The organism is Caballeronia insecticola (assembly GCF_000402035.1).
GTDB lineage: Bacteria > Pseudomonadota > Gammaproteobacteria > Burkholderiales > Burkholderiaceae > Caballeronia > Caballeronia insecticola.
Genome location: NC_021294.1, coordinates 620,972 through 645,851 on the forward strand (window position 1 = coordinate 620,972; position 24,880 = coordinate 645,851).

Here is a 24,880-nt window from a genome sequence, read left to right on the forward strand (position 1 = left end):
CCGGCCTGCGTACGCCCGTCATCTGGAGCGAGACATGTCGAAGTCGATCAGTACGGCGGCGCTCAGCCCGAGCGCCGCCGCGGATGCGCACATCCTGTCGGACGATGCGCTGTTCCGCAAAGTCGCGTGGCGCATCATTCCGTTTCTGTTCCTGTGCTATGTCGTGTCGTTTCTGGACCGCATCAATATCGGCTTCGCGCAGTTGCAGATGAAGCACGATCTCGGTTTCTCCGATGCGATGTACGGCCTCGGCGCCGCCGTGTTCTATGTCGGCTACGTGCTGTTCGAAGTGCCGAGCAATCTGCTGCTCGCGAAGTTCGGCGCGCGCCGCACCTTTACGCGGATCATGCTGCTGTGGGGCGCGGCGTCGGTCGGCATGATGTTCGTCGCGACGCCCGGCCATTTCTATTTGCTGCGCTTTCTGCTCGGCGTGTTCGAGGCGGGTTTCTTTCCGGGCATCGTGCTGTATCTGACGTACTGGTTTCCGGCGGGCCGGCGCGCGGCGGTGATGTCGGTGTTCTTCGCGGGCGTCGCGGTCGCGGGCGTGTTCGGCGGGCTCGTGTCCGGCTGGATCATGCGCGACATGGCGGGCGTCATGGGCCTGTACGGCTGGCAGTGGATGTTCGCCCTCGAAGGCGCGCCCGCCGTGCTGCTCGGGCTGCTTGCGTTGCGTCTGCTGGTGGATGCGCCGCGCGACGCGCGCTGGCTCACGCAAGCCGAGCAGGAGCGGCTCGTTGCGCTGTGCTCCGGGACGAACGGCGCGACTCGTCAGCACGATCCTCGCGGTCTGCTCGATGCGCTGCGCAATCCGCGCATCTATCTTTTCGCGTTCATCTATTTCTCGCTGACGTGCGCATCGCTCACGCTGAGCTTTTGGATGCCGCTGATGATCCGCGATTTCGGCATCACCGATGTCATGTCGGTCAGCCTCTATACCGTCGTGCCGAATGCCGTCGGGGCGGTGGGGCTGATTTTTATCGCGCGTCATTCGGATCGTGCCGGCGAGCGGCGCAAGCACTTCGCGTGTTGCACGATCGGCGGCGGCATTGCGCTGGCGGCGCTGACGCTGCATCCGCCGAGCTTGCCGCTGATGCTCGCGATTCTGTCGCTCGCGGCGACGTTGATCTTCGCCGCGTTGCCGATCTTCTGGGCCGTGCCCGCCAGTCATTTGCCGGGCAACAGCGCGGCGGCGGGCATTGCGTTCATCAGCAGCATCGGGATCACGAGCGGAATCGTGAGTCCGTGGGTGATCGGGCAAATCCGCACCGCGACCGGCAGCATGGATCTCGCCGTGCATCTGCTGTCGTTGCTGCTGTTCGCGAGCGGCGCTGCGCTGATGTTCGGGCTTCGCGGCGAGGCAGATTCATCGCGTTGAGCGTTATCGAACGTTCATTGCGGAACGGCGGCGGCCGCGGCCATCGCCTTGAAGTTTTCGGGCGTCGCGAAGGCGAGATATTCGGCCTGCATGTCGGGCGTGAGGAATTCGAGCATCGTCGAGTTTTCGATCCAGAATTCGATCACATGAAAGAAGTTGTTGCCGCGCGTGCAACGCACCGCGCGCCAGCCTTCGCGCTCGCCGATCCCGACGACTTCGTCGCTCGATCTGGGCGTCGCAATCGCCATATGGAACGCGCTGTATTGCGGGCGCTGCGCGTGTGTCGCGCCGTAGCTCACGCTTTCTTCGTGACCGCCGCCGGGCGTGATCACCTGATCGCTCGGATAAACCTCGATGATGCTGCCGCGATCGTCGCCCGCGACGGCCATCCATGCATCGGGAAACGGCGAGAAGGGCGCGGCAAAACCGTCCCACAGTTCGGCGAGCACGTGCGCGACGTGTTTCGGATCGTGGGCGGGAATGGAAGCGTGGAAGATCATCGCGGTGAACTCCGGTGGACGGTGGACGTCGAGAAGAGGACTGCGCGGCGATGCTTTCATGCGGCGCGCATCGCTGTCAATTCGCAGTGCTACGGTGTGCCGGGATTCTTCCAGAGTGTTTTGATATGAGTGTTTCGAAACCCGCCGGAACTCAGCGTTTATGCGACAAACGCTGAGTTTCCTCCGGCGTTGTTAAGCCACTACCACAGAGTCGCTCGCAAATGCCGCGAGATCGGCCGTCAGGCGCGCGGCATCGGACAGAAAGACGCCGTGCGGCGCGCCTTCATACACGACGAGCCGCGCATCCGGAATCAGTTGCGCCGTGCGTTGCGATGTCAGTTCGAGCGGATTGGATGCATCGCAATCGCCCTGGACGATGAGCGTCGGCACATCGACATCGCGCAACTCCGCGCGGAAGTCGCCGCTGCTCACAGTTTCGTTGCACGCGTACAGCGCCTGTTGCGAGGTGCGCAACGCCATTTCCTTGATCCATCCGATCATCGCTTCCGATACGTTTGGGCCCGCGAACGGCCGCGCGTTGTCGGCGAGCCAGCGCGGATAGTCCGTCATCAGATCGTGCTGGAAGGCATCCACATAAGCGCGATCGATGCCGTCGGGATTGTCGGACGTCTTCGCGAGCATCGGCACGGTGGAGGCGACCAACACGAGGCGCTCGACCCGCGCGCTGCCGTGGCGCGTGAGATAGCGCACGGCTTCCGCGCCGCCCATCGAATAGCCGACGAGCGTGACGCCGGACAAATCGAGCGCGTCGATGACGGCGGCGAGGTCGTTCGCGAGCGTGTCGTAGTCGTAGCCGCCGCCGGCATCGCTCGAGCGGCCGTGACCGCGCCGGTCGTACGCGACGCAGCGAAAGCCCTGGCGCACGAGCGGCAGCATCTGATACGCCCACATGTCGCTCGGCAGCGAATAACTGGCGACGAACACGATCGTCCGGCCGTTGCCGGGAACGCTTTCATCGCGCCAGTCGCGGTAGAACAGCTCGACGTCGCCAGCCGCGCGAATGTAGCCCGGGCGGGCGATGGCGGCGTGATCTCGATGCAGTGCTGCGGGCATGTCCGTCTCCTTGTCGATGAACAGTGTGAGTGCATCGTCGCAGGGGGAGGTGGGGCGGACAATTACGCGGGAGGTAAAGCATATCCTCCGGCAGGCCTATTGCTGACAGAGCGCCGCCTAGAATTGTCCAGCGAGGACAGCAGATATTGCCCGACCTGCGGGTCGATCAAGGCATACCTCATAGCAAGTCCTTCGCGAAGTGTGCTGCCGCCTTTTTTGCGATCCCAAGCCCCATTTGCAGGCGCGTGTTCACGGGTTCACCGTTTGTCCGGACGCCGTATTGCAGCATGTGAGTATGGTCGTCGCCACCTTGCCGACTACGTTCCCGTAGTATTTCTCTGTCCCTTTTCCTTAATAGATCACCGACAGCCCGCACAGTTTTTGCTTTCTGTTGTTCGGCAAACCTAAGCTCCTAAATCCGTCCGGAGATTCGCCGCGCGATCCGTCCGGCCATTCTGAGCGGCATAGTGATTTCCCAAGAGGTCGACGTAATCACTTGGCCAATGATGTGCTTCGCTGATTCCTCGCTGTGTGGGATTATGTCCTCAAGCATTGGATGGTGACGTACACGTGCGATCGCATTCCGAATCGGTCTTGTGTAACGCCATGACTTGCTCGAGTAGTAAAAGCGCAGCAAGTTGCGGAATGTGTGATCGGTATGCTCGTATCGCACAGCATGGCGCAGGTCTGCCTCGGCCGCCACATGGTGGATTCCGCTAAGGCTTGGGTCATGCGGATTCACTGGGGGCAGCCGGTCAAGCTCTCTTACCCACCAACCAAAGTTATGCAGCTTTTTATCGTCGAGTACGGCTTGTGCATCGTTCCATATACGACGCTTCTGGAAAGATTGTCTAGCCGTGAGTGTTCCATCGGAAACCGTGTTGGAACCGTCGCTGCGAATGCAATACTCGGCGCCAAAACCGGGCACATAAAGCGGCTCATGGCGAAACGCTAATCTCAAGATGAACTCATAGTCTTCGTTCCGGCTCATGGCTTCGTCGACTTCGCCAACATCGGTCGCGCGATGCAGGTCGATTACGAAAGAATGAATCGGGATGAAGTTACCCCTGAGATGGTCCAGGTACGAATATCCAACTCTCCGAAATGGAGAAGTGCGCGACACGAGCTGGCCGAACTCGTTGTACAGCGCCCGAATGATGTCGGCGTAGGCCCACGCGTAGTCCGAAGCCTCGAGAGAGGCGATCAGTTTCTCGTAGTGGTTGGGGTAGACCTTGTCGTCGTCATCTAGAAATGCGATGTAGCGCCCCGTCGCTGCTTTCTTGCCTAAGTTTAGGCTCCTAGCGCGAGCGTCGGTCGAGGACACATGCGTAATTAGTTGGGCGCTCTCGAAACGGTCTGCCCAGCGATCGACGACGGCTTGAATTTTCGACGAAGTGGCGTCCTCAGACAGCTTCTGCGCCACCACGATAACCTCAATATTGCTGTACGACTGACCGCTGAGCAAGAAGATACACTTGTCCAGAAAACGTTCACGGCCCGGCATTGTGCGGATAATGACAGAGATTGTTTTGTTCATGCTTATACCCACATCGGCTCGGCGAAGGTCAGGTTATGTTTGAAGTCCGGGTTTGCCCTAAACACGTCTTCAAGAGGGTGCTGTTCGAACTTCTCGGTTTCCTTCGCGAGCTCTTCTCTATCAATATCCACCAGGGATGCGAGAACGTTCAGCGCGTGTTCCTTAAAATTCGTCGATCGCCATTTGTGAGCTAAGGTGCATGCCGACTTCCAAATTTCGACGACGCGCGCGCTTCGGTCCATCGCATAATGGAAGAACCAAGCATCTGCAACCGTGAAGCACTGGTAGCCTGCAGCCTTCACTCTCCACGACAAATCCACGTCCTCGCAATAAAGAAAGAAGTCCTCATCGTAACCGTTGATCTTTCTATAGATGTCAGATGGGATCATGAGGCAGGCACCTGAGCACCAGGCCGTCGCTCCGGTCTGTGGACTGAAATACTTCGGGTGCATAATCGGCTCCTGCGTCGCCTCGAAGATTCCCTTCCACTGATTCTTCTCGGCCAGCAGTAGCATCTGCTCAAGGCATGACGGGTGCATGATCCCGTCCGGGTTCAAACACAAATATGCTCGGGACTGGCGACTTGCAGTAGCGAACAATTCGTTGTGCCCACCTCCGAAGCCGAGGTTCTTTCCCTCGAACATCTTGATTTCGAGCGCGCCAGGGTTCTTAGAAATCCATTGATTGACGAAAGCATTATTCTCGCCGCCGCCTTGGTCTCGGATTAATACTTCTGTGATGCGGTCTGAGGCGGTTTGCTTTTTCAGGGCGTCAAGGCAATTCTGTATCTCGGCGTCATCGTTTTTGTAAAAGACGATGCCAATGCTTATCTTATCAATGCTCACAGCGTGTATCTTCTCGTTAGGCTTTCATTTCTTGAAGCGCTTCCTCGATCGCCCGGCGAAACACTTCGCTAGCAGGAATGCGGGGCATGCCGAGGCGGCTCGACGCCGCTAAAACTACCTGAAGATCGAGTTGATTGATTGGTTTAAACAAAAAATTGCAAATAGCTCGTTTTACGTTGCAGAAACAGCGCGCGCAAAAAAAACGCCGCCCGTAAAGGCGGCGAGGACACGTCCGGATGTGGGTTGCGCTACGGCGACCGGACGCTAGAGGAGACAGAGGAGCCAAATTCAGTATGGCAAACGCCGGCGCGCCGCACAATCGACATATCGAAGCACTGCGTTTCAATTCGCCGGCGTCATTCCTTCAACAGATAGTCGACGATCGCGTCGCACACGCGGCCGAACATCTGCGTGCCTGTGACGGTCGTGCATCCGCGCGCGCGGGCGGCTTCGATGAAAGGCGTGAGCGGCGGCTTGGTCACCACATCGCCGACGAAAGCGGTCGCGGGAAGGCGAGAAACGTCGATCGGCAGCGGATCGCCTGCGCGCATGCCCGCCGGCGACGCGTTCACGATGAGGTCGTAGGTTTCCGCGGCTGCATCGTCCGCGACGCTCACTGCGCCGCGGCCCAGCGCGGACAGACGTGAGGCGAGGGCGGCCGTGCGCGCGGCATCGAAATCGCCGATTGCAAGCGAGCTGACGCCCGCCTCGACGAGCGCGTGGCCGATCGCCGAGCCCGCGCCGCCCGCGCCGATCAGGAGCGCGCGCTTGCCCGCCGGATCGCAGCCCGCGTCCCGGAGCGCCGCAACCATGCCGATTCCGTCCGATGCGCCGCCGTGCCAACTGCCATCGGCGTTGCGTTTGAGCATGTTGACGGCGCCGAGGAACGCGCCTTCGTCCGTCAGCGTTTTGCAGAACGCCGTCGCGCTGAACTTGTGCGGCACGGTGATGATGACGCCGTCGCAATTCTGCAGGCGTGCGATGCCCGCGAAGAACGCGTCGAGATCGGCGGGCGCGACGTGCGCCGGAATCACGATGGCGTCGCGCCCGGCCGCGCGCAACGCAGCAGTCACGCCCGACGGCGAGCGCACCTGCGCGATCGGATCGCCGACGATGAAGTACGCGCGGGTCGCGCCGCTCAAGCCCGCATCGAGCGATGCGGAAAAAGAAGTGTCCTGCGCCATGCTTCGGTTGCCTCCGGTTCACACGGTTGGGTCTGAAGATGAATGCTAGTTGAAAATGGAATAGCGTTCAACAAATTTGCGTTTATTTGTAGAAGGCAACTAACGGTCAGTGTTTGCCACCGCCGGTGAATCGGAACCACCCGACGAAAGCATTTAAAACCAGCTAACAAGAGCAGGAAGCCTTCAAAGCGTATTCGGTTCGTGCGTGACCGGATTCACGCCCGCGTAAGCCAGCGCCTCATGCAGCGTGGCAAAAACATTCGCCTCGCCCAGCACCTGCGTCAATCCGTGCCGGTCCATATCGCCGCGCAAAAATCGATTCACACGCCCGAAGCTCACGACCACGCCACGATCCCGCAACGTTTCCACCAACTCGCCGATTGTGCGTGCGGCGGAATAATCGAGATCCGTGATCGCGCCCGCATCGACGATGAAATGGCGCAAGCCATCGGATGCCGTATCGACGAGCTTCGTCACTTCAGCGGCAAAGAAATGATCGTTCGCGTAAAACAGATCGGCACCGAAGCGATAGACGATGAGATGCGGCGCGGTCATCGCACCCGGTTTCGTCGGCAGGAACTGCCAGCGTGCGTCGGGCGCGGCGGGCGTGAGGACCATCGTGTGCGGATGATAGCTATGGCGCACATGACGCAGCAGCGACAGCGCCACCGCCAGCAGAATGCCGTGCTCGACGCCCACCAGCACGACCGACGCCGCCGTAACGAGCGCCAGCAGAAATTCGCCCGGGCTTTCGGCGCGGATGTCGTTGAGGCTTTGCAGATTGACGAGGCCGATGGCGATCGTGAACACGATGGCCGCCAGCACGCAATGCGGCAGATAGCGCAGATAGTCGCTCAAAAACAGCAACACGACCGCGACTACGGCTGCGAAGAACAATTGCCCCAACTGGCTGCGCGTGCCGGCGCGCTCGGCCATGGCCGTCTGCGTGGGACTGCCGTTGACGACGAATGTGCCGGTCAGCGCCGCCGCTGCATTCGCCGCCGAAAGGCCGAGGATGTCGCTGTTGGTATCGACTTCCTCGCGATACTGCTGCGCGAACACGCGCGCTGCCGCCGCGCTCTGCGCGATGATCATCACGAAGCACGAGGCCGCGACCGGCACGAGATCGACACACTGCTGCCAACTGACGACGGGAAAGCGCAACGCGGGCAGGCCACCGGCAACAGGACCGAGCACCGCGATGCCGTGCGCCGCGAAATCGAACGCCTTGCTCGCCACGATGCTGCCGATCACCGCGATGAGCGGCATCGGCACGCGCGGCGCCACGCGTTTGCAGACGAGAATCGCGACGATCACGAGCAGGGCCACGCCGAGCGTCGGCGCGTGAAACTGCAGCGCATGCCGGACGAGGTACTCGAGCTGGGCAACGCTGTGCGACGCGGACCCGGGCATCGCGATGCCGGAGAGGTCGCCGAGCATCGCGATCGACACCTGCACGCCTACGCCCGCCAGGAAACCGACGAGCACCGTGCGCGACAGAAAGTCGGCAAGAAAGCCGAGCTTGAAAAGGCGCGCGAGCAGCAGAAGCGCGGCCGTCTGAAGTGCGACCATGCCCGCCAGCGCGATGTATTCGGCGCTGCCGGGCGCGGCCATCGACGAGAGGCGGCTCGCGAAGATTGTCGCCGTGGCCGAATCCGCCGCGACGACGAGATGTCGCGACGCCCCGAACAGCGCGAACGCGACGAGCGGCAGAAACGCGGTGTACAGGCCGGCCACCGGCGGCATGCCTGCGATGCGCGCGTAGCCGAGCACCTGCGGAATGTCCATCGACGCGAGCGAAACGCCGGCGAGCGCGTCGCGCAGCGCGGCGGCGCGGTTGATCGGGAGGATGCCTTTGAGGAGCCAGGCGCTCGCCGTCGGCTTGCGGTCGGAGTCTTGCATGCGGCGCACCGTGGTCGTGAGAAGCGAATCGTGCCCCAATGAATCCGCGCTGCCAAGGCTCCATTTGGCTAACGATAGAGCTGACGATAGAGCGACGATACGGCTAACGATAGAAAGCGACCGTCTGCCGCAAGCCTTCTTCCAGCGGCGTTTTCGGCAAACCGGGCAGCATCTGCGCGAGCGCCGGATCGTCGGGAAAGGATGTGGCGATCGGCAGCGGCGCGCCCGCAGCGTCGATGCGCGCGCCCGGCACGATGTCATCGAGTATGGCGATGACACGCTCCATCGGCGTGATGTCGCCGGCTAGCGTGAACGCGTGCGCGCCGTTGATCTCGCGGGTGAGCGCGAGTTCGTACGCGGCGGCGACGTTATCCGCGTAGACGAGTCCCGTCGCGCCCGTGAAGGGAATCGTGTAGGGCTCGCCGCGCGCGGCGGCACGGCATGCGAGGCTCGGCCCCGCGCTCGAACCCGTTTCCCGCCCCGCGCCGTACACGACGAGCGGCCGAAAACCGATGCTCGCGATACCGCGATCGTGCCAGTACGCGCGCGCCGAACCCTCGCACGCCAGCTTGAACGCGCCGTAATGCGTCAGCGGATAGGGCGTGGCGCCGTCGTCGGGGCCGAAGACGCCCGCGCTGCTCGCATAGAGCACGGAGCGCAGCCCGCACGCGATGGCCGCATCGAAGACATTCAGTGTGCCGGTGAGATTGATGTGCGCGCCGCGCACGGGATCGGCGGCGCACGCGGGCGTCAGCACGCCCGCCAGATGGATGACGCCGTCGCAGCCATCGAGCGCATGCGCGACATCGCGCGCTTCGCCGATATCGCCGGTCCGCCATTCGATCTCATCGGCGCGTTCCGGCGCGAGCGTCCGCACGAGACTCGCGTTCTCGCGCACGTCGAAGGCGCGCACTTGCATGCCGCGCGCGAGCAGCCGTCGCATCACCCACGCCGCCAGAAAACCGCTGCCGCCTGTCACCAGTACTCGCATGTCGTTTCCTCCGTTCGTCTCAAAAAAGAGCTTGGCTTGATCGTCATTTGTGGAATAGTATTCCAATATCAAAGTGAGTTCTACAGATAACACTTATTTCGATTCGTCGAGAGAAACGACGATGTCGAAGCGAGACGGAGCGGAGCAAGGATGGAGACATTGGAGAGTCTGGGCCAGAATGAAACGTTCGACGTCGTGGTCATCGGTGCGGGCGGGGCGGGCATGTCGGCGGCGCTCGTGGCGGCCATCGACGGCGCGCGCGTGCTGCTCGTCGAAAGCACGGAATACGTCGGCGGCACGACGGCCTATTCGGCGGGCACCACGTGGATGCCGGCGTCGCCGCACGCGGCGAGCGTCAATCGCGACGATACCGCCGCGAACGCCGAAGCCTTCCTGACGCGCGCAGTCGGCGAGCGCAGCGATGCCGCGATGCGTCGCGCATTTCTGGAAGCCGGTCCGCGAGCCGTGGCGCATCTCGAAGCGAACTCGGACGTGAAATATCGTGCGCGCCCGTTTCATCCCGATTATCTGTCCGAGATCGAAGGCTCGACGTTGCGTGGCCGCGCGCTGGAGCCGCTGCCGTTCGACGGCCGCAAGCTCGGCCGTGCGTTCGCGCTGATCCGTCCGCCGATTCCGGAATTCACCGTGCTGGGCGGCATGATGGTCGATCGCGACGACGTCGGGCATCTGCTTAACATGACGAAGTCGTTCGCATCGTTCGGACATGCGCTCAAGCTGCTCGCGCGTCACGCCCGCGACCGCATGAGCGCGCCGCGCGGCACGCGCCTCGTGATGGGCAACGCGCTGATCGGCCGGCTGCTGTTTTCGCTGCTCCAGCGCGGCGTGACGGTGCTGACCAACACGAAGGTCGAGGCGCTGCACACGGGCGCGAGCGGCGTCGAAGGCGTGACGCTCAGGCATGTGAACGAGCAGCGGCGCATCGGCGTGACGGGCGGCGTGATTCTCGCGAGCGGCGGCTTCAATCGACATCCGACGCGGCGTGGCGAGATGTTGCCCGGCGCCGATCCCGCGTGGTGTCCCGCCGCGCCCGGCCACACCGGCAGCGCGCAGGATCTGGCACTCGCGGCGGGTGCGCGTTTCGGCGATGGCGCGCTGTCCAACGCATTCTGGGCGCCGGTTTCCGTGCGCAGGCGCGCCGACGGCACCACGGCCGTGTTCCCGCACTTTTTGATGGATCGCGGCAAGCCGGGCATGATCGTCGTCGATAAAACGGGGCGGCGCTTTCTCAACGAGAACACGTCATATCACCTGTTTGGCATCGCGATGCAGGAAGCAAACCGCACGACGCCTTCCGTGCCCGCGTATCTCGTGACGGACGCGCAAGGTCTGCGCAAGTACGGCCTCGGCATGGTGCGTCCGGGCGGCAAGGGACTCGCGCCGTTTCTTGCGGACGGCTATCTGGTCGAAGGCAGCACGCTCGGCGAACTGGCGGGCAAACTCGGCATCGACGAAGCCGGGCTCGCGGATAGCGTCGCGCGCATCAATCGCTACGCGCAGACGGGCGTCGATACGGATTTTCAGCGCGGCACGACCGACTATCAGAACGCCAACGGCGACGCGAACTGGAGCGGCCCGAACAAGTGCCTCGGGCCGATCGGCGAGGCGCCGTTCTACGCGGTGCGGCTGTATCCGGGCGATATCGGCGCGGCGACCGGGCTCGTCACCGATACGAACGCGCGCGTGCTGGATCGCGCCGACCGGCCGATCGGCGGCCTCTATGCGTGCGGCAACGACATGCAGTCCGTAATGGGCGGCGTCTATCCCGGTCCGGGCATCACGCTCGGACCCGGACTCGCGTTCGGCTATCTCGCGGCGCGGCATGCGACGGCGCGTGGCCGGACGCCGCAAGCCGCGTTGCCGGACGCGCGCGACGACGCATTCACTCTGCCGCTCGACATCCCAACACACGCGCACGCCAAATGAAGCCCGATCCGGTTCTCGAATGCGATGTCCTCGTGCTGGGCTCAGGCGCAGGCGGCCTCTCGACCGCCGTCACGGCGGCGACGCAGGGTTTGTCGGTGCTCGTCTGCGAGAAGGAAGACGTGTTCGGCGGCACGACCGCGTGGTCGGGCGGCTGGATGTGGATTCCGCGCAATCCGCTCGCGGCGCGCGCGGGCATCGTCGAAGATGAGGAAACGCCGCGCACGTATCTCAAAAGCGAACTCGGCGCGCACTTCGACGCCGTCAAGGTCGATGCGCTCATCGAGCACGGTCCGCGCATGGTCGACTTTTTCGAGCGCAATACGTCGATGCGCTTTATCGACGGCAATCGCATTCCCGATTTCCACACCACGCCGGGCGCGGCGAACGGCGGCCGCTCCGTCTGCGCGATGCCGTTCGACGGCCGCGCGCTCGGCCCGCTCATCCACAAACTGCGCGAGCCGCTTGCCGAAATGACGATCAAGGGCATGGCGATCGCATCCGGTCAGGATCTCGCGCATTTTCTGAACGCGACGCGCAGTGTGAAATCGGCGTGGCACGTGACGAAGCGCTTCGCCACGTTCGCGTGGCATAAGCTGCGTCACGGCCGCTCGATGCATCTCGTGAACGGCAATGCGCTCGTCGCGCGGCTGTTGAAATCCGCGGCGGATCGCGGCGTCGGTCTGCGCACGCGGGCACAAGCCGTGTCGTTGACGCGCGAAGGCGAGCGGGTGACGGGCGCGCGCGTCGAGATCGACGGCGTGATGCACGACATACGCGCGCGGCGCGGCGTCGTGCTCGCGTGCGGCGGTTATCCGCACGATGCGAAGCGTCAGGCCGCGACGTTTCCGTACACGCCGCACTGGTCGGCGGCGCCGAAAAGCAATACCGGCGACGGCATTCGTCTCGGCGAAGCGGCGGGCGCGTATTTCGATGCGTCGCTCGAGGCGCCCGCCGCGTGGGCGCCCGTGTCGCTCGTGCCGAAGGGCGCGAACGAGCCGGCTGCGTTTCCGCATCTGATCGACCGCGCGAAGCCGGGCGTGATCTCCGTGACGCGCGCGGGCCGGCGTTTCACGAACGAGGCGTCGTCGTATCACGACTTCGTCGCGGCGCTCATCGAAACGACGCCGCCGGGCGAGGAAGTGTGCGCGTGGCTCGTCTGCGATCATCGTTTTCAGCGCCGCTACGGGCTCGGTTTCGCCAAGCCGTTTCCGTTTCCGCTGATGCCTTACGAACGCTCCGGCTATCTGCACAGCGCGCCGACGCTCGACGCGCTCGCGCGGCAATGCGGCATCGACGCACGCGGCCTCGCCGATACCGTCGCGGCCTACAACGCGTATGCGCAAGACGGCTTCGATCCGCAATTCCACAAAGGCTCGACGCCGTACAACCGCGTTCAGGGCGATGCATCGCACGGGCCGAATCCGTGTCTCGCGCCGCTCGTCGACGGGCCATTCCATGCCGTGAAAATCTTGCCGGGCAGCCTCGGCACGTTTTCCGGCCTCGCGACGGACGCCCGCGCCCGCGTGCTCGACGAAACGCATGTGCCGATTCCCGGCCTCTTCGCCGTCGGCAACGACGCCGCGAGCATGATGGGCGGACATTATCCGGCAGGCGGCATCACGCTCGGACCGGCGATGACCTTCGGCTATCTCGCCGGACTCGAACTGGCCGCGCCGCCGCGCGACGACGCCATCACGGACCTCTCACTCTTCAAACAGGCAAGGACTCTGCAATGACTCTGTACGACACAGTCACGTTGACGGTGAAGATCGGCGCGAACGCGCAGGTCTTCGAGAACATCAAGGCAAGCGGCGACGCGCCCGGCTCAAAGCTGCTCGGCTGCTGGTATTCGGACATCGGCGCGCTCGGCCGCGTCATGGTGCTGCGCGGTTTCGACTCGGAAGCGGCGCTCGTCAAGGAACGCCAGCGTCTGTTGCTCGAAGGCAATCCATTCGGCTGCGGCGAATTCGTCACCGATGTCGACATCAGCAGCTACGCGTTGTTTCCGTTTCTGCCGCCGATCGAGCCGGCGGTCCACGGCGGGCTGTACGAGATGCGCGTCTACGGCACGAAGCTCGCGAGCCTGCAGCACACCATCGACGCATGGCAGAACGCGTTGCCGGAGCGCACGAAGCGCTCGCCGCTCATCGGCGCGATGTATGCGCTCGACGGCACCGTGCCGCGCTTTCTCAACATCTGGCCGTACGCGAGCGTCGACGAGCGTTCGCGCATTCGCGCCGAGGCGGTGAAAGACGGCATCTGGCCGCCGAAGGGCGGACCCGCCCATCTGACGACGATGGAATCGACCATTTACGTGCCCGCGCCGTTCTCGCCGCTGCGCTAACCGGAGACTCCGCGATGTCACGACGCAAGCTTTCTCTCTCCGCGCTGACGGTGCTCGAACTGACGCCGCCGCAGATGGTCGAGTGCGCGGCGCAGGCGGGCTACGATTTCGTCGGCCTGCGCCTCTTGCCCGCGACCGACACGGAGGTGCGGCACGAGATCGTCGGCGCGACGCCGTTGAAGCGCGAAACGCTCGCGGCGCTCAGGGACACCGGTATCGGCGTGCTCGATGCCGAAATCCTGCGCCTGAAGCCGGACACGGACGTCGCCGCTTACGAGCCGATGCTCGCGACCGCCGCGGAACTGGGCGCGCGGTACGTGCTCGTCGCGGGCAACGATCCCGACGAAGCCCGCACCGCTGAGCGTCTCGCGCAACTGTGCGATCTCGCGAAGCCGTATGGGCTGGCGCCATCCCTCGAACCGATGCCCTGGACGGACGCGAAAGACATCGTGCAGGGCGCGCGCATCGTGAAGGCGGCGGGGCGCGCGAATACGGGTTTGATCGTCGATCCGATTCATTTCGACCGCGCGGGGTCGTCGACGCAACAACTGCGCGAGTTGCCGCGCGAATGGTTCGGCTACGTGCAGTTCTGCGACGCGCCCGCCGAGCGTCCCGCCGATCTGCACACGCTGCTGTATCAGGCGCGTGCCGAACGCATGATTCCCGGCGAAGGCGGGCTCGATCTCGCGGGCATCCTGCGCGCGCTGCCGGACGATCTGCCGGTTTCGCTCGAAGTGCCGATGAACGAATGGGCCAAAACCGCCGACGCGCTCACGCGCGCCAAGCGTCTGCGCGAAGCGACTGTGGCCGTGCTGGAGGAGACCTACGCGCAGCAATAAACTAGCGGTTGAATTCCGAGGTGGAATCGTGTTCTCATTCCGATCTCGGAACTTCGAGAGACTGAAAGATGGCAGGAAATCTGGAGCGCGCGTTGTCGATCATCGAGCTGCTGGCGAAAAACGGCGGGCGCATGCAGCTCGCCGCAATCGCCGATACGCTCAACATTCCGCGCAGCGGCACGCATCGCCTGCTCGCGATGTTGATCGACGAGGGCTATGTCCGTCAGGACGAGGATCACGGCGAGTACATGCTCGCGCTGAAGCTCGTTTCGCTTGCGCTCATCTATCTGTCGACGGGAGGCGTGCTCGACGTGTCGCAACCGGTGCTCGACCGGCTCGCGGCGCAGTCGGGCGAACTGGCGCGCGTGGGCGTGGTGGAGGACGATCACATTACGTTCGTCGGCAAGGCGCAGGGCGCGAAGTCCGGCCTGCGCTACGACCCGGACATGGGCAGCCAGCCGCCGCTGCATTGCACGGCGAGCGGGCAGGCGTGGCTCTCCTCGCTGACCGATGAAGAGGCGCTCGAACTCGTCTCGAAGCAGGGCGGCCTTGGCAAGCCGGGCGCGGGCGGTCCGAAGGCGCCGAAGACCATCCAGCAGTTTCTGGCGGATTTGCACGCGGCGCGCGAGCGTGGCTACGGCATTGCGAGCGAGACATACGAAGCCGGCATGACGTCGATGGCTGCGCCGATTCATCATCCGGTGACGGGTGCGGTGGTCGGCGTGGTGAGCCTCGCCGGGCCGACGAGCCGCTTGCCCGACGCGCGCCTGAAGGAACTCGCGCCCGCGCTCCTCGAAGCGGCGTCCGATATGGGCGCGGCGACGCTGAGTTCGCCGTATTTCAAGCGCTCGGCAGCGAAGGCGAACGTAGTTTAGCGGTGTAGCATGGGCGCGCGAAACTGGCCGAATGGCCGAGGTGACGCGTCGCGCATGCCTGCGATATCATCGTTTTCATCATGAAACGAGAACCCGAAATGACAACCCCGCTCGATCCTATCGTGTCCGAGTTCGCCACTGTTGAAGAAGCGGAAGCCTATGACAAATGGTTTCGCGAAAAAGTGCGGCGCTCGATGGCCGATACGCGGCCGCGTATTGCGCATGATGAGGTGATGGCCGAGGCAGAAGCAATCATTACCGAAGCCGAGAAACGTCACAAGTCGAGGTCCGCTTGACGCTGCATGTTGTCTGGACCCAAAACGCACGCCTCGATCTTCTGGAAATCATCCGCTACATCGCAGAACGCAGTCCCGGTGCCGCCCGCGCAGTCAAAAGCGCGCTCGATGCAGCGCCGCAGGCTGCCGCCACGGCTCCTTACCTGTATCGCAATGGTCGCGTTCCGGGTACCCGAGAGATCGTCGTGCACCCGAATTACGTCATCGTCTACTCGGTGACGGACCGCATCGAAGTCCTGAACGTGCTCCATTCACGGCAGTGTTACCCGTCTGAATGATCTGGCGTGCCGTCTTCGGACGCCTCTCCCACCACGCGACATAAATCCAAAGTTCGAAACGTCGATCAAGCTAGAATTTCAGGCCTTACCGGAGACAGATGGGCACGACGAAGACGTTCATCACCGGCGTTCTCTACTCACTAAATAAGAAAAAAAGTTGGCGATTGCAATAATTCAATTCGATGATCGTTCGTTCTCCGAATTGGGGCACTTAAATGGTCTCTTGCAGCGAAACCGCGCATACGCTGCGGCCCATGGTTATGCGTATCACCACATCGGCAAGATCGATCTCGACCTGCCTGTCTTCTGGATCAAGCCGTTTCTCCTCGCGCATTTTCTCCACACCACGTACGACACCATCCTCTGGCTCGATACGGACGCCGTGGTCCACGATATCGACCGGCGTATCGAGGATTTTTTCGTCGGCGATGAGGGCCTCGTCTACTCGCAGGATCTGCCGGTATGGCCGGCTCCGTTCAATGCGGGCGTCTTCGCGTGCAGGAAGCATGCGTTGCCCTTGTTCCAGGAGTGGTGCGGTCTTTTCCCGCAAGACCAATGGATGAAAGACGAGCACGGCAAGTGGCAGTGCCTGCATGAAGAGTGGGCCGGTCCCGCATACGAGCAGGGCGCTTTCAGCCAGATCATTCTGCCGAAGTACAAGGACGGACCGCTGCTCAGAGAAGTGTCCTGGAAGGTGCTTCAGAATCCGTTTCCGACTCCCGAGTCATTCACACTGCATTTCATGGCCACCTTCAAGGTGAACGTTCCGATCTATCTCGCCGGCATGCAACCGGATACGTAAGCGTTCCGCGCGCGCGTCACCGGGCATCGACGGCATCGGCGGTCGAAGAAGGCGAACCCGTCGGCACGCCGCCGCCGGTCGCCATCCACAGCACTTCGGCGTCGTCTTCGCTCGTCGAGATGGCGGCGTGGCCCGTGCGGCTGTCGAAGTAGAGGCTGTCGCCGGCGTTCAGATGCGTCGGCGCGTAGAGTTCCGAATACAGGCACACGCTGCCGCTGATCACGTAGAGAAATTCTTCGCCCTCGTGACGGCCCCAGTCGTCGAACGCGTCGAGCGTGTGGGCCGATATGCGGATGCGAAACGGCAGCATCGCCTTGTGGGCAAGATCGGTGGCGAGCAGTTCCATTTGATAGCCGCGATACGCGTGGCGCTGCCCCTCGTCCTTGCGCGTGAGGGCGCGCCGGCCGCTCGCGCTCAGCGCAGGCGCCGTGCCGAAGAGTTCGGCGAGATCGATCTGCAGGCCGCGGACGATTTTCTGCAGCACGTCGAAGGTCGGCGACATCAGCCCGTTCTCGATCTTCGACAGCGCCGAACGCGACACGCCGCACAGGCGGCTCGCCGTCTCCAGCGTCAGGTCGTGCGCGAGCCGCGCGCGCTTCACCCGGCGTCCGAGATCGATGGCGGACTGTTCCGCCGTGTGGTTCGTGCTGAGGCTTGGCATGGAGAAAATCGATGTGTAGGGGAACGTGTGGCGCTTTTGTTTCCGATCATAACACCGCGAAAACGCGCGGCGCGCAGGGCCGCAATCTGCCGAAACGCCTGAAAACAAGCCGAATCTACCGCGCCGAAAGGCCGTGCGCATGAGGGACAACCCCAATATTGTCCACGTTGTAGCGCCTGCCGACAGCGCGTATAGTTTCCGAAGTTACGCAAGTTTCTTATCAGAAACACAGCGACTCAGCATGCCAGCGCTTTGCGAAACATCCGCGAAGCGATCCGACGAACGAACCCGTTTCAAAAGGACTTCACCGTGGACGCACAATCGATTCTTTCCGACCTCGGCATCGCAAGCCTCGTCGCCGACGGCGATCTGGCCGTCACGTCTCCCATCACCGGCGAAGTCATCGGCCGCGTGAAGCAGAACAGCACTGCCGATGTCGACGCCGCGCTCGGCGCCGCCCGCACTGCATTCGCAACGTGGCGCAACGTGCCCGCGCCGCGTCGCGGCGAACTGGTGCGGCTGCTGGGCAATCGCCTGCGCGAGAAGAAGGAAGCGCTCGGCCGGCTGGTGTCGCTCGAGGCGGGCAAGATTCTTCAGGAAGGTCTGGGCGAAGTGCAGGAAATGATCGACATCTGCGATTTCGCCGTGGGTCTGTCGCGCCAGCTGTATGGCCTCACGATCGCCTCCGAGCGTCCGGGGCATCGCATGGCGGAGACGTGGCATCCGTTCGGCGTTTGCACGATCATCTCGGCGTTCAATTTCCCCGTCGCGGTGTGGTCGTGGAACGCGGCGCTGGCGCTTGTGTGCGGCAACGCGGTCGTGTGGAAGCCGTCGGAAAAGACGCCGCTCACCGCGCTTGCCGTCGACCGCATTTTTCGCGATGTCCTCGATGAATTCGGCTCCGCGCCGGCCGGGCTCGCTTCGGTAATCATCGGCGGACGGGAAGTCGGTGCGGCGCTGGTCGCGGACAAGCGCTCGGACATCGTCAGCGCGACCGGCAGCACGGAAATGGGCCGCAAGGTTGGCGTCGCGGTGGCGCAACGCTTCGGCCGCTCGATTCTCGAACTCGGCGGCAATAACGCGGGCATCGTTTCGCACACGGCCAACCGCGATCTCGCGCTGCGCGGCATCCTGTTCTCGGCGGTCGGCACGGCGGGGCAGCGCTGCACGTCGCTCAGGCGTCTCTTCGTGCACGACAGCATCTACGACGAAACCGTCGCGCGCCTCAAAGAGCTCTACGCCAAAGTGCCGGTCGGCAATCCGCTGGAGCAGGGCGTGCTGATGGGCCCGCTCATCGACGTGCAGGCGTTCGCGCGCATGCAGGACGCGCTGGAGCAGGCGAAGGGCGAGGGCGGCAAGGTGTCGGGCGGCGAGCGCGTCACCGTGAAGGGCCATGAAAACGGCTACTACGTGCGTCCGGCGCTGGTGGAAATGCCGTCGCAGACTGAAGTGGTGCTGAAGGAGACCTTCGCGCCGATTCTCTACGTGATGCGCTATTCCGATTTCGATGACGCCATCGCCGCGAACAACGCCGCCGCGCACGGCTTGTCGTCGTGCACGTTCACGACCGACCTGCGCGAAGCTGAGCGCTTCCTGTCGGCATCGGGCAGCGATTGCGGCATCGCCAACGTGAACATCGGGCCGAGCGGCGCGGAAATCGGCGGCGCGTTCGGCGGCGAGAAAGAAACCGGCGGCGGGCGCGAATCGGGCTCGGACGCGTGGAAGGCGTACATGCGCCGCGCGACCAACACGATCAACTACTCGTCGGAGTTGCCGCTCGCGCAGGGCATCGACTTCAATCTCGGCTGAAACCGAAACTGAACCGAAACCGAAACTAAACCACACATAGCGAGGGCGGCTTGGCTTCTCAAGTGGTGATCGTGGGTGGCGGCGTGATCGGCAGTTCGGTCGCGTATTTCTTGCGGGCGGCCGATCCGACCGCGCAGGTCACGGTGATCGAGCGCGATCCGACTTACGCGCGCTCGTCGTCGGCGTTGTCGGCGGCGTCGATCCGGCAGCAGTTCTCGACGCCGCTTTCGGTGCGCATGTCGCTGTTCGGCATCGAGTTCCTGCGCTCGATCGGCGAGCGGCTCGAAGTGAACGGCGAGCGTCCGTCGATCGATCTGCACGAAGGCGGTTATCTCTTTCTCGCGACGGCGCCGGGCGAAGCGACGCTGCGCGAAAATCACGCGCTGCAACGCAAGCTCGGCGCGGATATCAGCCTGTTCGATGCCGCGCAACTGCAGGCGCGCTTTCCGTGGCTCAACACGGACGATCTCGCGGCGGGCGCGTTCGGCGAAAGCGGCGAAGGCTGGTTCGATGGCTACGGTCTCGTGCAGGCGCTTCGGCGAAAAGCGCAAGCACTGGGTGCGCGCTATGTGGCGGCGGAAGTAGTCGGCATCGAGCGCGGCGGCCGGCGTGCGCAGGCTGTGCGCGCGTCCAACGGCGAGACGTATGCGTGCGATGTCGTCGTGAACGCGGCGGGCGCCTGGTCGCGCCCGATCGCGTCGATGCTCGGCATCGATCTGCCGGTGCATGCGCGGCGGCGCAGTATCTTCAATGTGTCGTCGCCGGCGAAGCTCGAGCGCTGTCCGCTGCTGATCGATCCGAGCGGCGTCTATTTCCGTCCCGAAGGCCGCACGTATATTTGCGGGACGTCACCCGCCGCGGACAACGATCCCGACGATCTGCCGCTCGACGAAGTGGACCACGCGCTCTTCGACGACGTTATCTGGCCGACGCTCGCGCATCGCGTGCCGCAGTTCGAGGCGCTGCGCGTCGAGCGTTGCTGGTCCGGTTATTACGAATACAACGTGCTGGATCAAAACGCGATCATCGGCCGCCATCCGGACCTGGAGAACTGCATTTTCGCGAATGGTTTCAGCGGGCACGGATTGCAGCAGGGCCCGGCCACCGGGCGCGGCGTGAGTGAACTGATTTTGCACGGGCATTACGAGACGCTCGATTTATCGCCGCTCGACTGGACGCGCGTGCTCGAAGGCCGGCCGATTGTCGAAAAGAATGTCGTATAAAAGATAGAAGAGTACGAAACGATTGGAAAACGTCCGCTTTCCATAATCGATGATTTAAGTTGACCGGTCTTGCACCGGGCATTTTTTTCGCTACTAAAAAGGGGAAAGGCGAGGGATATGCGGATTGAGGCGACGTGGTTTTGGCTTCGGGCGGGCATTCTCAACATCATGACGGCAGTTTTCGGCTCACGTCCATTAATGAAATCCACTAGGGCCAGCCGATATTAAGAAGCGCATTCTGGAACTATCGAACGCTTTCTGCGCTTAGACCGAAAGGAGAGATAACATGGAAGCCAATACGAGCGCGCATTTCTACGCATGGATCGAAGACGGCGAAATGCCGCCGGACACGAGCGTCACCGTTTCACACCGTTCCAGCCAGGTTGCCGGAAAACCGGAATATGTGGCCGAAATCTGCGGCCGTTTCGCCAGTGAAAAGTCCGAGGAAGAACAAAAATCCTGCGTGATTCGCGGATATAACTAAACGCGTTTAAGCATTGTGTTGCGCAGGTGACACAGCGGGTCATGCAATATATAGACGCGCGTGAATGATACGTATAAGCGATTCGTGATGCTGTTTCATGAATCGCTCGATATGTGCGACACCACACGAAACCCGATCTGTGTAAATTGCAGATTTTGCCGTGCGATTATCGATGTGTCCGTCGCTCAAATGAAAACCCGCGCGCGCGGGTTTTTTTGCGCCTGCCCACTTTCCCCTGTTTTTGCCGCGTCCGGCGTCCCGCGCGCGCCGATGGCACAATCGCCGAACCGTACGCAAAAGTGGACCAAAGGGAGCGAAGGTGGCAAATCTGGATCTGGACAATCCGTTTCTCGAAGCGCTCGGCGCGACGTTCACCGAATGGCGCGCGGGCTACGCCGAATTCCTGATGCCGATCCAAGCCGGGCACCTGAACCGGCAACGCATCCTGCAAGGCGGCGCGATCGCCACGTTGCTCGACGCCGCATGCGGCTACGCCGGCCTCTTCACGTCGGGGAACACGCCCGTGCATGGCTTCACGCTCTCGCTGACGGTGAATTATCTCGATCGCGGCATCGGCGAGAAGGTCGTCGCGAAGGGCTTTCTCGAACGGCAGGGCCGCTCGGTGTACTTCGCGCGCGGCGAGGCGTGGGTTGACGATCGCGTGATGATCGCGAGCGCGCAGGGCACGTTCAAGTACGCCCGCTGACGCGCCCGTCCCGACGATGGCCACCCGCAACCTGCTCAGGCGTCTCGATCTCACGACGCTGCAACTCTTTCTCGCCGTGTTCGAGGAAGGCACGCTGACCCGCGCGGCCGAACGCGAGGCGATCGCGGTATCGGCGGCGAGCAAGCGTCTGCTCGAACTGGAGCAGGCCGTCGGCGCCGTGCTGTTCGAGCGCAAGGCGCGCGGCATGGAACTGACGAACGCCGGCGAAACGCTGCTGCACTACGCGCGGCGCGTGCTGCGCGACGTCGAAAACATCGGCATCGAGTTGGCCGAGCATGCGAGCGGCGTGCGCGGCTATGTGCGGATGATGGCCAACCTCTCCGCGATCGTCGAATTTCTGCCGGAAGACCTGCGCGCGTTCTTGTCGGTGCATGACCAGATCAAGATCGATCTGGAGGAGCGGCCGAGCGGCGGCATCGTCGAAGGTGTGGCGGATAGTTTGGTCGATCTCGGCATCTGTTCCGGCGAGGCCGACACGCGCGGTCTCGAAACCACGCATTACCGGCACGACCGGCTCGTCATCGTGACGCCAGGCGATCATCCGCTCACGCAGCGCGAAAGCGTCGCGTTCGCGGACACGCTCGATTTCGATCACATCGGCCTTCATTCGGCGAGTTCGATCAACATGCGCACGCATCTCGCCGCGCGACAGGCGGGCCGCGCGCTGCGCTTGCGCATTCACGTGCCCGGCTTCGATGCCGTGTGCCGCATGGTGCAGGCGGGCATGGGCGTCGGCGTGCTGCCGCTGCACGTGTTCGAGGCGCTCGGCCGTCAGCTGGGTCTCGCCGCCGTCACGCTCGACGAGGAATGGGCGGCGCGCAGTCTCATTATCGTCGTGAGGGATGCGGATGCGCTCTCGCCCGTGAGCCGGCTGCTGTTCGATCATCTGCGCGGAATCGAGGCGGCCGGCACGCAACGTTAGCTTTCGAAAAGCCCGCGAGCGTTCGCGTTTGACGAACGATCATTGCCGAAATGCGGTTGGACTGACCTGAGCGTTCGCCAATAAGCTTGGCTCCACGATAGATAAATCTGGAGACAAGCAGCATGAGCGGACCTCTTCAAGGCATCCGGGTCATCGAAATCGGCACTCTCATCGCTGCGCCGTTTGCCGCGCGCATGCTGGCCGAGTTCGGCGCGGAAGTCATCAAGATCGAAACCCCCAACGGCGGCGACCCGCTGCGCAAATGGCGCAAGCTTCACGAAGGCACGTCGCTGTGGTGGTATCTGCAATCGCGCAACAAGAAGTCGGTTTGCGTGAACCTCAAATCGCCCGAAGGCGCCGACGTCATCAAGCGTCTTGCCGTGGATGCCGACATCGTCATCGAGAACATGCGCCCCGGCGCGCTCGAAAAGCTCGGCCTCGGCTGGGACGTGCTGCACGCCATCAACCCGAAGCTCACCATGGTCCGCATTTCCGGCTACGGCCAGACGGGCCCGTACCGCGATCGTCCCGGCTTCGGCGCGATCGGCGAGGCGATGGGCGGCATCCGCTACACGACCGGCGACGCCGAAGGCCTGCCCGCGCGCGTCGGCGTCAGCCTCGGCGATTCGCTCGCCTCGCTGCACGGCGTGATCGGCGCGCTGATGTCGGTGCTGCGCGTAAAGACCGGACAGGGCGACGGCCAGGTCGTCGATGTGTCGCTCGTCGAAAGCGTCTTCAACTTGATGGAAAGTCTCGTCCCCGAATACGACCTGCTCGGCCATGTGCGCGAACGCAGCGGCGGGGCGTTGCCGGGCATCGCGCCGTCGAATACGTATCGCACGGAAGATGGCGGCTTTGTCGTGATCGCGGGCAACAGCGATCCGATCTACAAGCGCCTGATGAACGTGATCGGCCGCCCGGATCTCGCCGACGATCCCGCACTCGCCCACAACGACGGCCGCGTGAAGCAGAGCGCGATGCTCGACGAAGCGATCACCGCGTGGACCTCGCATCACTCGATGGACGACGTGCTCGCGACGCTCGAACGCGAAGAAGTGCCCACGGGCCGCATCTATTCGGTCGCGGACATCGTGAACGACGCGCACTACCAGGCGCGCGACATGTTGCTCGAAGCGAATCTGCCGGGCGGTGCCACCGTGAAGATGCCGGGCATCGTGCCCAAGCTGTCCGACACGCCGGGCGAAGTGCGCTGGCAAGGTCCGGCGCTCGGCGAGCATACCGAATCAGTTCTGGAATCGCTCGGCTTCGACGCCGGCGAGGTGGCGCGACTGCGTGCCGAAGGAGCGGTGCAATGAATTATGAATACAAAGAACCGCTGATCGTTCAGGAAGTCGCGCCGCGCGACGGCCTGCAGATCGAAAAGCAGTGGGTCGACACGGCGGACAAGATCGCGCTGATCGACGGCCTGTCGGCGTGCGGCTTTACGCGCATCGAGGCGGGTTCGTTCGTATCGCCGAAAGCGATTCCCGCACTGCGCGACGGCGACGCGGTCTTTCACGGCATTCGCCGCGGACAGGGCGTGATCTATGTCGCGCTCGTGCCGAACGTGAAGGGCGCGGAACGCGCACTCGCCGCCGGCGCCGATGAACTCAACCTCGTGATGTCCGCGAGCCAGACGCACAACCGCGCCAACATGCGCATGAGTTGCGAGTCGTCGCTGGCGGGCTTCGGCGATATCGTGCGGCTGGTTCAGGGCGCGACGGAGCGCGTGTCGCTGAACGCGACGGTCGCGACGGCGTTCGGCTGTCCGTTCGAAGGACGCATCGACGAAGACCGCGTCGTGTCGATCGCGCGGACGTATCGTGAGATGGGCATTGCCGGCGTCACCCTCGCCGATACCACCGGCATGGCGAATCCGCGACAGGTCGCGCGGCTCGTCGCGCGCGTGCTCGAACACGTGCCCGCCGCCGATCTGACGCTGCACTTCCACAACACGCGCGGCCTGGGGCTTGCCAACGTGCTCGCCGCCTACGATGCGGGCGCGCGCCGCTTCGACGCGGCCTTGGGCGGCCTCGGCGGCTGTCCGTTCGCGCCGGGCGCATCCGGAAACATCTGCACCGAAGACCTCGTGAACATGTGCGACGAGATGGGCATTCCCACGGGCGTCGATCTGCCGAAGCTGATCGCGCTGTCGCGCACGCTGCCCGCGCTCGTCGGCCACGAAGTATCGGGACAGGTCGCGAAGGCGGGCCGCAACTGCGACCTTCACGCGGCGCCGGACTACGTACGAAGCATCTGATTCAAAAG

General features: G+C 63.3%; 24 protein-coding genes. 16 read left to right on the forward strand and 8 right to left on the reverse strand.

Annotated features, from left to right (window positions below; translation table 11 throughout):
* The first annotated feature begins 34 nt into the window (after positions 1-34).
* Positions 35-1,375 (forward strand): MFS transporter, encoded by a 1,341-nt coding sequence (locus tag BRPE64_RS16965; RefSeq protein ID WP_016354706.1) that lies wholly within the window; start codon positions 35-37, stop codon positions 1,373-1,375.
* Positions 1,376-1,389: 14 nt separating this feature from the next.
* Here the strand turns inward: BRPE64_RS16965 and BRPE64_RS16970 are convergent, their stop codons facing one another.
* From BRPE64_RS16970 to BRPE64_RS17000, 7 genes are all read right to left on the reverse strand, one after another.
* Positions 1,390-1,935, reverse strand: coding sequence for a hypothetical protein (locus tag BRPE64_RS16970; protein ID WP_232519259.1), 546 nt, complete (start codon positions 1,933-1,935; stop codon positions 1,390-1,392).
* A gap of 132 nt (positions 1,936-2,067) precedes the next feature.
* Positions 2,068-2,949 carry an alpha/beta fold hydrolase gene (locus BRPE64_RS16975; protein ID WP_016354709.1) on the reverse strand — a complete coding sequence of 294 codons (882 nt, stop codon included), beginning with the start codon at positions 2,947-2,949 and terminating at the stop codon, positions 2,068-2,070.
* Positions 2,950-3,361: 412 nt separating this feature from the next.
* Complete coding sequence (locus BRPE64_RS16980; protein WP_051180447.1) at positions 3,362-4,486, reverse strand: glycosyltransferase family 2 protein; 1,125 nt, start codon at positions 4,484-4,486, stop codon at positions 3,362-3,364.
* Positions 4,487-4,488: 2 nt separating this feature from the next.
* Complete coding sequence (locus BRPE64_RS16985; RefSeq protein ID WP_198409291.1) at positions 4,489-5,331, reverse strand: glycosyltransferase family 2 protein; 843 nt, start codon at positions 5,329-5,331, stop codon at positions 4,489-4,491.
* Positions 5,332-5,687: 356 nt separating this feature from the next.
* A complete protein-coding gene (locus tag BRPE64_RS16990; protein WP_016354713.1) occupies positions 5,688-6,515 on the reverse strand; it encodes a shikimate dehydrogenase family protein in 828 nt (275 codons plus the stop codon).
* A gap of 183 nt (positions 6,516-6,698) precedes the next feature.
* Positions 6,699-8,417, reverse strand: coding sequence for a SulP family inorganic anion transporter (locus BRPE64_RS16995; RefSeq protein WP_044042732.1), 1,719 nt, complete (start codon positions 8,415-8,417; stop codon positions 6,699-6,701).
* Between the two features lie 103 nt (positions 8,418-8,520).
* Entirely contained in the window at positions 8,521-9,408 is an 888-nt protein-coding gene (locus tag BRPE64_RS17000) for an NAD-dependent epimerase/dehydratase family protein (protein ID WP_044042733.1), read from the reverse strand.
* A gap of 150 nt (positions 9,409-9,558) precedes the next feature.
* On the opposite strand from BRPE64_RS17000, the gene BRPE64_RS17005 reads away from it, so the two are divergent.
* The 8 genes from BRPE64_RS17005 to BRPE64_RS17040 all read left to right on the forward strand — a co-directional run bounded on the left by BRPE64_RS17005 (position 9,559) and on the right by BRPE64_RS17040 (position 16,786).
* Positions 9,559-11,352 (forward strand): FAD-dependent oxidoreductase, encoded by a 1,794-nt coding sequence (locus BRPE64_RS17005; protein WP_044042353.1) that lies wholly within the window; start codon positions 9,559-9,561, stop codon positions 11,350-11,352.
* A complete protein-coding gene (locus tag BRPE64_RS17010; protein WP_016354717.1) occupies positions 11,349-13,088 on the forward strand; it encodes an FAD-dependent oxidoreductase in 1,740 nt (579 codons plus the stop codon). The genes BRPE64_RS17005 and BRPE64_RS17010 overlap by 4 nt, the downstream gene beginning before the upstream one ends.
* On the forward strand, positions 13,085-13,696 hold the full coding sequence (locus BRPE64_RS17015; protein WP_016354718.1) for an NIPSNAP family protein: 612 nt from the start codon (positions 13,085-13,087) through the stop codon (positions 13,694-13,696). Before BRPE64_RS17010 ends, BRPE64_RS17015 begins: the two co-directional genes overlap by 4 nt.
* 14 nt (positions 13,697-13,710) lie before the next feature.
* Positions 13,711-14,535: a sugar phosphate isomerase/epimerase family protein gene (locus BRPE64_RS17020; RefSeq protein ID WP_016354719.1), complete on the forward strand. Its 825-nt coding sequence runs from the start codon at positions 13,711-13,713 to the stop codon at positions 14,533-14,535.
* Between the two features lie 68 nt (positions 14,536-14,603).
* Positions 14,604-15,410: an IclR family transcriptional regulator gene (locus BRPE64_RS17025; RefSeq protein ID WP_016354720.1), complete on the forward strand. Its 807-nt coding sequence runs from the start codon at positions 14,604-14,606 to the stop codon at positions 15,408-15,410.
* Positions 15,411-15,508: 98 nt separating this feature from the next.
* Positions 15,509-15,706, forward strand: coding sequence for a type II toxin-antitoxin system RelB family antitoxin (gene relB / locus BRPE64_RS17030; RefSeq protein ID WP_044042354.1), 198 nt, complete (start codon positions 15,509-15,511; stop codon positions 15,704-15,706).
* Positions 15,703-15,984 (forward strand): type II toxin-antitoxin system RelE/ParE family toxin, encoded by a 282-nt coding sequence (locus tag BRPE64_RS32380; RefSeq protein WP_016354722.1) that lies wholly within the window; start codon positions 15,703-15,705, stop codon positions 15,982-15,984. Before relB ends, BRPE64_RS32380 begins: the two co-directional genes overlap by 4 nt.
* A 223-nt stretch (positions 15,985-16,207) precedes the next feature.
* Positions 16,208-16,786, forward strand: a complete 579-nt coding sequence (locus BRPE64_RS17040) for a hypothetical protein (protein ID WP_044042356.1) — start codon at positions 16,208-16,210, stop codon at positions 16,784-16,786.
* Between the two features lie 16 nt (positions 16,787-16,802).
* Here BRPE64_RS17040 and BRPE64_RS17045 read toward each other — a convergent pair whose 3' ends face one another.
* Positions 16,803-17,447, reverse strand: a complete 645-nt coding sequence (locus tag BRPE64_RS17045) for a helix-turn-helix domain-containing protein (RefSeq protein WP_044042357.1) — start codon at positions 17,445-17,447, stop codon at positions 16,803-16,805.
* A 309-nt stretch (positions 17,448-17,756) separates the two neighbouring features.
* Here BRPE64_RS17045 and amaB point away from each other — a divergent pair, with 309 nt between their 5' ends.
* The 7 genes from amaB to BRPE64_RS17080 all read left to right on the forward strand — a co-directional run bounded on the left by amaB (position 17,757) and on the right by BRPE64_RS17080 (position 24,872).
* A complete protein-coding gene (gene amaB / locus BRPE64_RS17050; RefSeq protein WP_044042358.1) occupies positions 17,757-19,256 on the forward strand; it encodes an L-piperidine-6-carboxylate dehydrogenase in 1,500 nt (499 codons plus the stop codon).
* Positions 19,257-19,306: 50 nt separating this feature from the next.
* Positions 19,307-20,479 carry an NAD(P)/FAD-dependent oxidoreductase gene (locus BRPE64_RS17055; protein WP_044042359.1) on the forward strand — a complete coding sequence of 391 codons (1,173 nt, stop codon included), beginning with the start codon at positions 19,307-19,309 and terminating at the stop codon, positions 20,477-20,479.
* A gap of 286 nt (positions 20,480-20,765) precedes the next feature.
* Positions 20,766-20,963 (forward strand): hypothetical protein, encoded by a 198-nt coding sequence (locus BRPE64_RS17060; protein ID WP_016354727.1) that lies wholly within the window; start codon positions 20,766-20,768, stop codon positions 20,961-20,963.
* Between the two features lie 319 nt (positions 20,964-21,282).
* Positions 21,283-21,669 (forward strand): PaaI family thioesterase, encoded by a 387-nt coding sequence (locus BRPE64_RS17065; protein WP_016354728.1) that lies wholly within the window; start codon positions 21,283-21,285, stop codon positions 21,667-21,669.
* Positions 21,670-21,685: 16 nt separating this feature from the next.
* The gene (locus BRPE64_RS17070; RefSeq protein WP_016354729.1) at positions 21,686-22,612 is read left to right on the forward strand and encodes a LysR family transcriptional regulator; all 927 of its coding nucleotides are present in this window, start codon (positions 21,686-21,688) and stop codon (positions 22,610-22,612) included.
* Between the two features lie 122 nt (positions 22,613-22,734).
* Positions 22,735-23,928: a CaiB/BaiF CoA transferase family protein gene (locus BRPE64_RS17075; protein ID WP_016354731.1), complete on the forward strand. Its 1,194-nt coding sequence runs from the start codon at positions 22,735-22,737 to the stop codon at positions 23,926-23,928.
* Positions 23,925-24,872, forward strand: coding sequence for a hydroxymethylglutaryl-CoA lyase (locus BRPE64_RS17080; RefSeq protein WP_016354732.1), 948 nt, complete (start codon positions 23,925-23,927; stop codon positions 24,870-24,872). The genes BRPE64_RS17075 and BRPE64_RS17080 overlap by 4 nt, the downstream gene beginning before the upstream one ends.
* The last annotated feature ends 8 nt before the right edge of the window (positions 24,873-24,880 follow it).

What these genes read in the sequence shown, in the direction of transcription:
- BRPE64_RS16965 (WP_016354706.1), top strand. Translation starts at nt 35, where the DNA reads ATGTCGAAGTCGATCAGTACGGCGGCGCTCAGCCCGAGCGCCGCCGCG.
- BRPE64_RS16970 (WP_232519259.1), bottom strand. Translation starts at nt 1,935, where the DNA reads ATGAAAGCATCGCCGCGCAGTCCTCTTCTCGACGTCCACCGTCCACCG.
- BRPE64_RS16975 (WP_016354709.1), bottom strand. Translation starts at nt 2,949, where the DNA reads ATGCCCGCAGCACTGCATCGAGATCACGCCGCCATCGCCCGCCCGGGC.
- BRPE64_RS16980 (WP_051180447.1), bottom strand. Translation starts at nt 4,486, where the DNA reads ATGAACAAAACAATCTCTGTCATTATCCGCACAATGCCGGGCCGTGAA.
- BRPE64_RS16990 (WP_016354713.1), bottom strand. Translation starts at nt 6,515, where the DNA reads ATGGCGCAGGACACTTCTTTTTCCGCATCGCTCGATGCGGGCTTGAGC.
- BRPE64_RS16995 (WP_044042732.1), bottom strand. Translation starts at nt 8,417, where the DNA reads ATGCAAGACTCCGACCGCAAGCCGACGGCGAGCGCCTGGCTCCTCAAA.
- BRPE64_RS17000 (WP_044042733.1), bottom strand. Translation starts at nt 9,408, where the DNA reads ATGCGAGTACTGGTGACAGGCGGCAGCGGTTTTCTGGCGGCGTGGGTG.
- BRPE64_RS17005 (WP_044042353.1), top strand. Translation starts at nt 9,559, where the DNA reads ATGGAGACATTGGAGAGTCTGGGCCAGAATGAAACGTTCGACGTCGTG.
- BRPE64_RS17010 (WP_016354717.1), top strand. Translation starts at nt 11,349, where the DNA reads ATGAAGCCCGATCCGGTTCTCGAATGCGATGTCCTCGTGCTGGGCTCA.
- BRPE64_RS17015 (WP_016354718.1), top strand. Translation starts at nt 13,085, where the DNA reads ATGACTCTGTACGACACAGTCACGTTGACGGTGAAGATCGGCGCGAAC.
- BRPE64_RS17020 (WP_016354719.1), top strand. Translation starts at nt 13,711, where the DNA reads ATGTCACGACGCAAGCTTTCTCTCTCCGCGCTGACGGTGCTCGAACTG.
- BRPE64_RS17025 (WP_016354720.1), top strand. Translation starts at nt 14,604, where the DNA reads ATGGCAGGAAATCTGGAGCGCGCGTTGTCGATCATCGAGCTGCTGGCG.
- relB (WP_044042354.1), top strand. Translation starts at nt 15,509, where the DNA reads ATGACAACCCCGCTCGATCCTATCGTGTCCGAGTTCGCCACTGTTGAA.
- BRPE64_RS17045 (WP_044042357.1), bottom strand. Translation starts at nt 17,447, where the DNA reads ATGCCAAGCCTCAGCACGAACCACACGGCGGAACAGTCCGCCATCGAT.
- BRPE64_RS17060 (WP_016354727.1), top strand. Translation starts at nt 20,766, where the DNA reads ATGGAAGCCAATACGAGCGCGCATTTCTACGCATGGATCGAAGACGGC.
- BRPE64_RS17070 (WP_016354729.1), top strand. Translation starts at nt 21,686, where the DNA reads ATGGCCACCCGCAACCTGCTCAGGCGTCTCGATCTCACGACGCTGCAA.
- BRPE64_RS17075 (WP_016354731.1), top strand. Translation starts at nt 22,735, where the DNA reads ATGAGCGGACCTCTTCAAGGCATCCGGGTCATCGAAATCGGCACTCTC.
- BRPE64_RS17080 (WP_016354732.1), top strand. Translation starts at nt 23,925, where the DNA reads ATGAATTATGAATACAAAGAACCGCTGATCGTTCAGGAAGTCGCGCCG.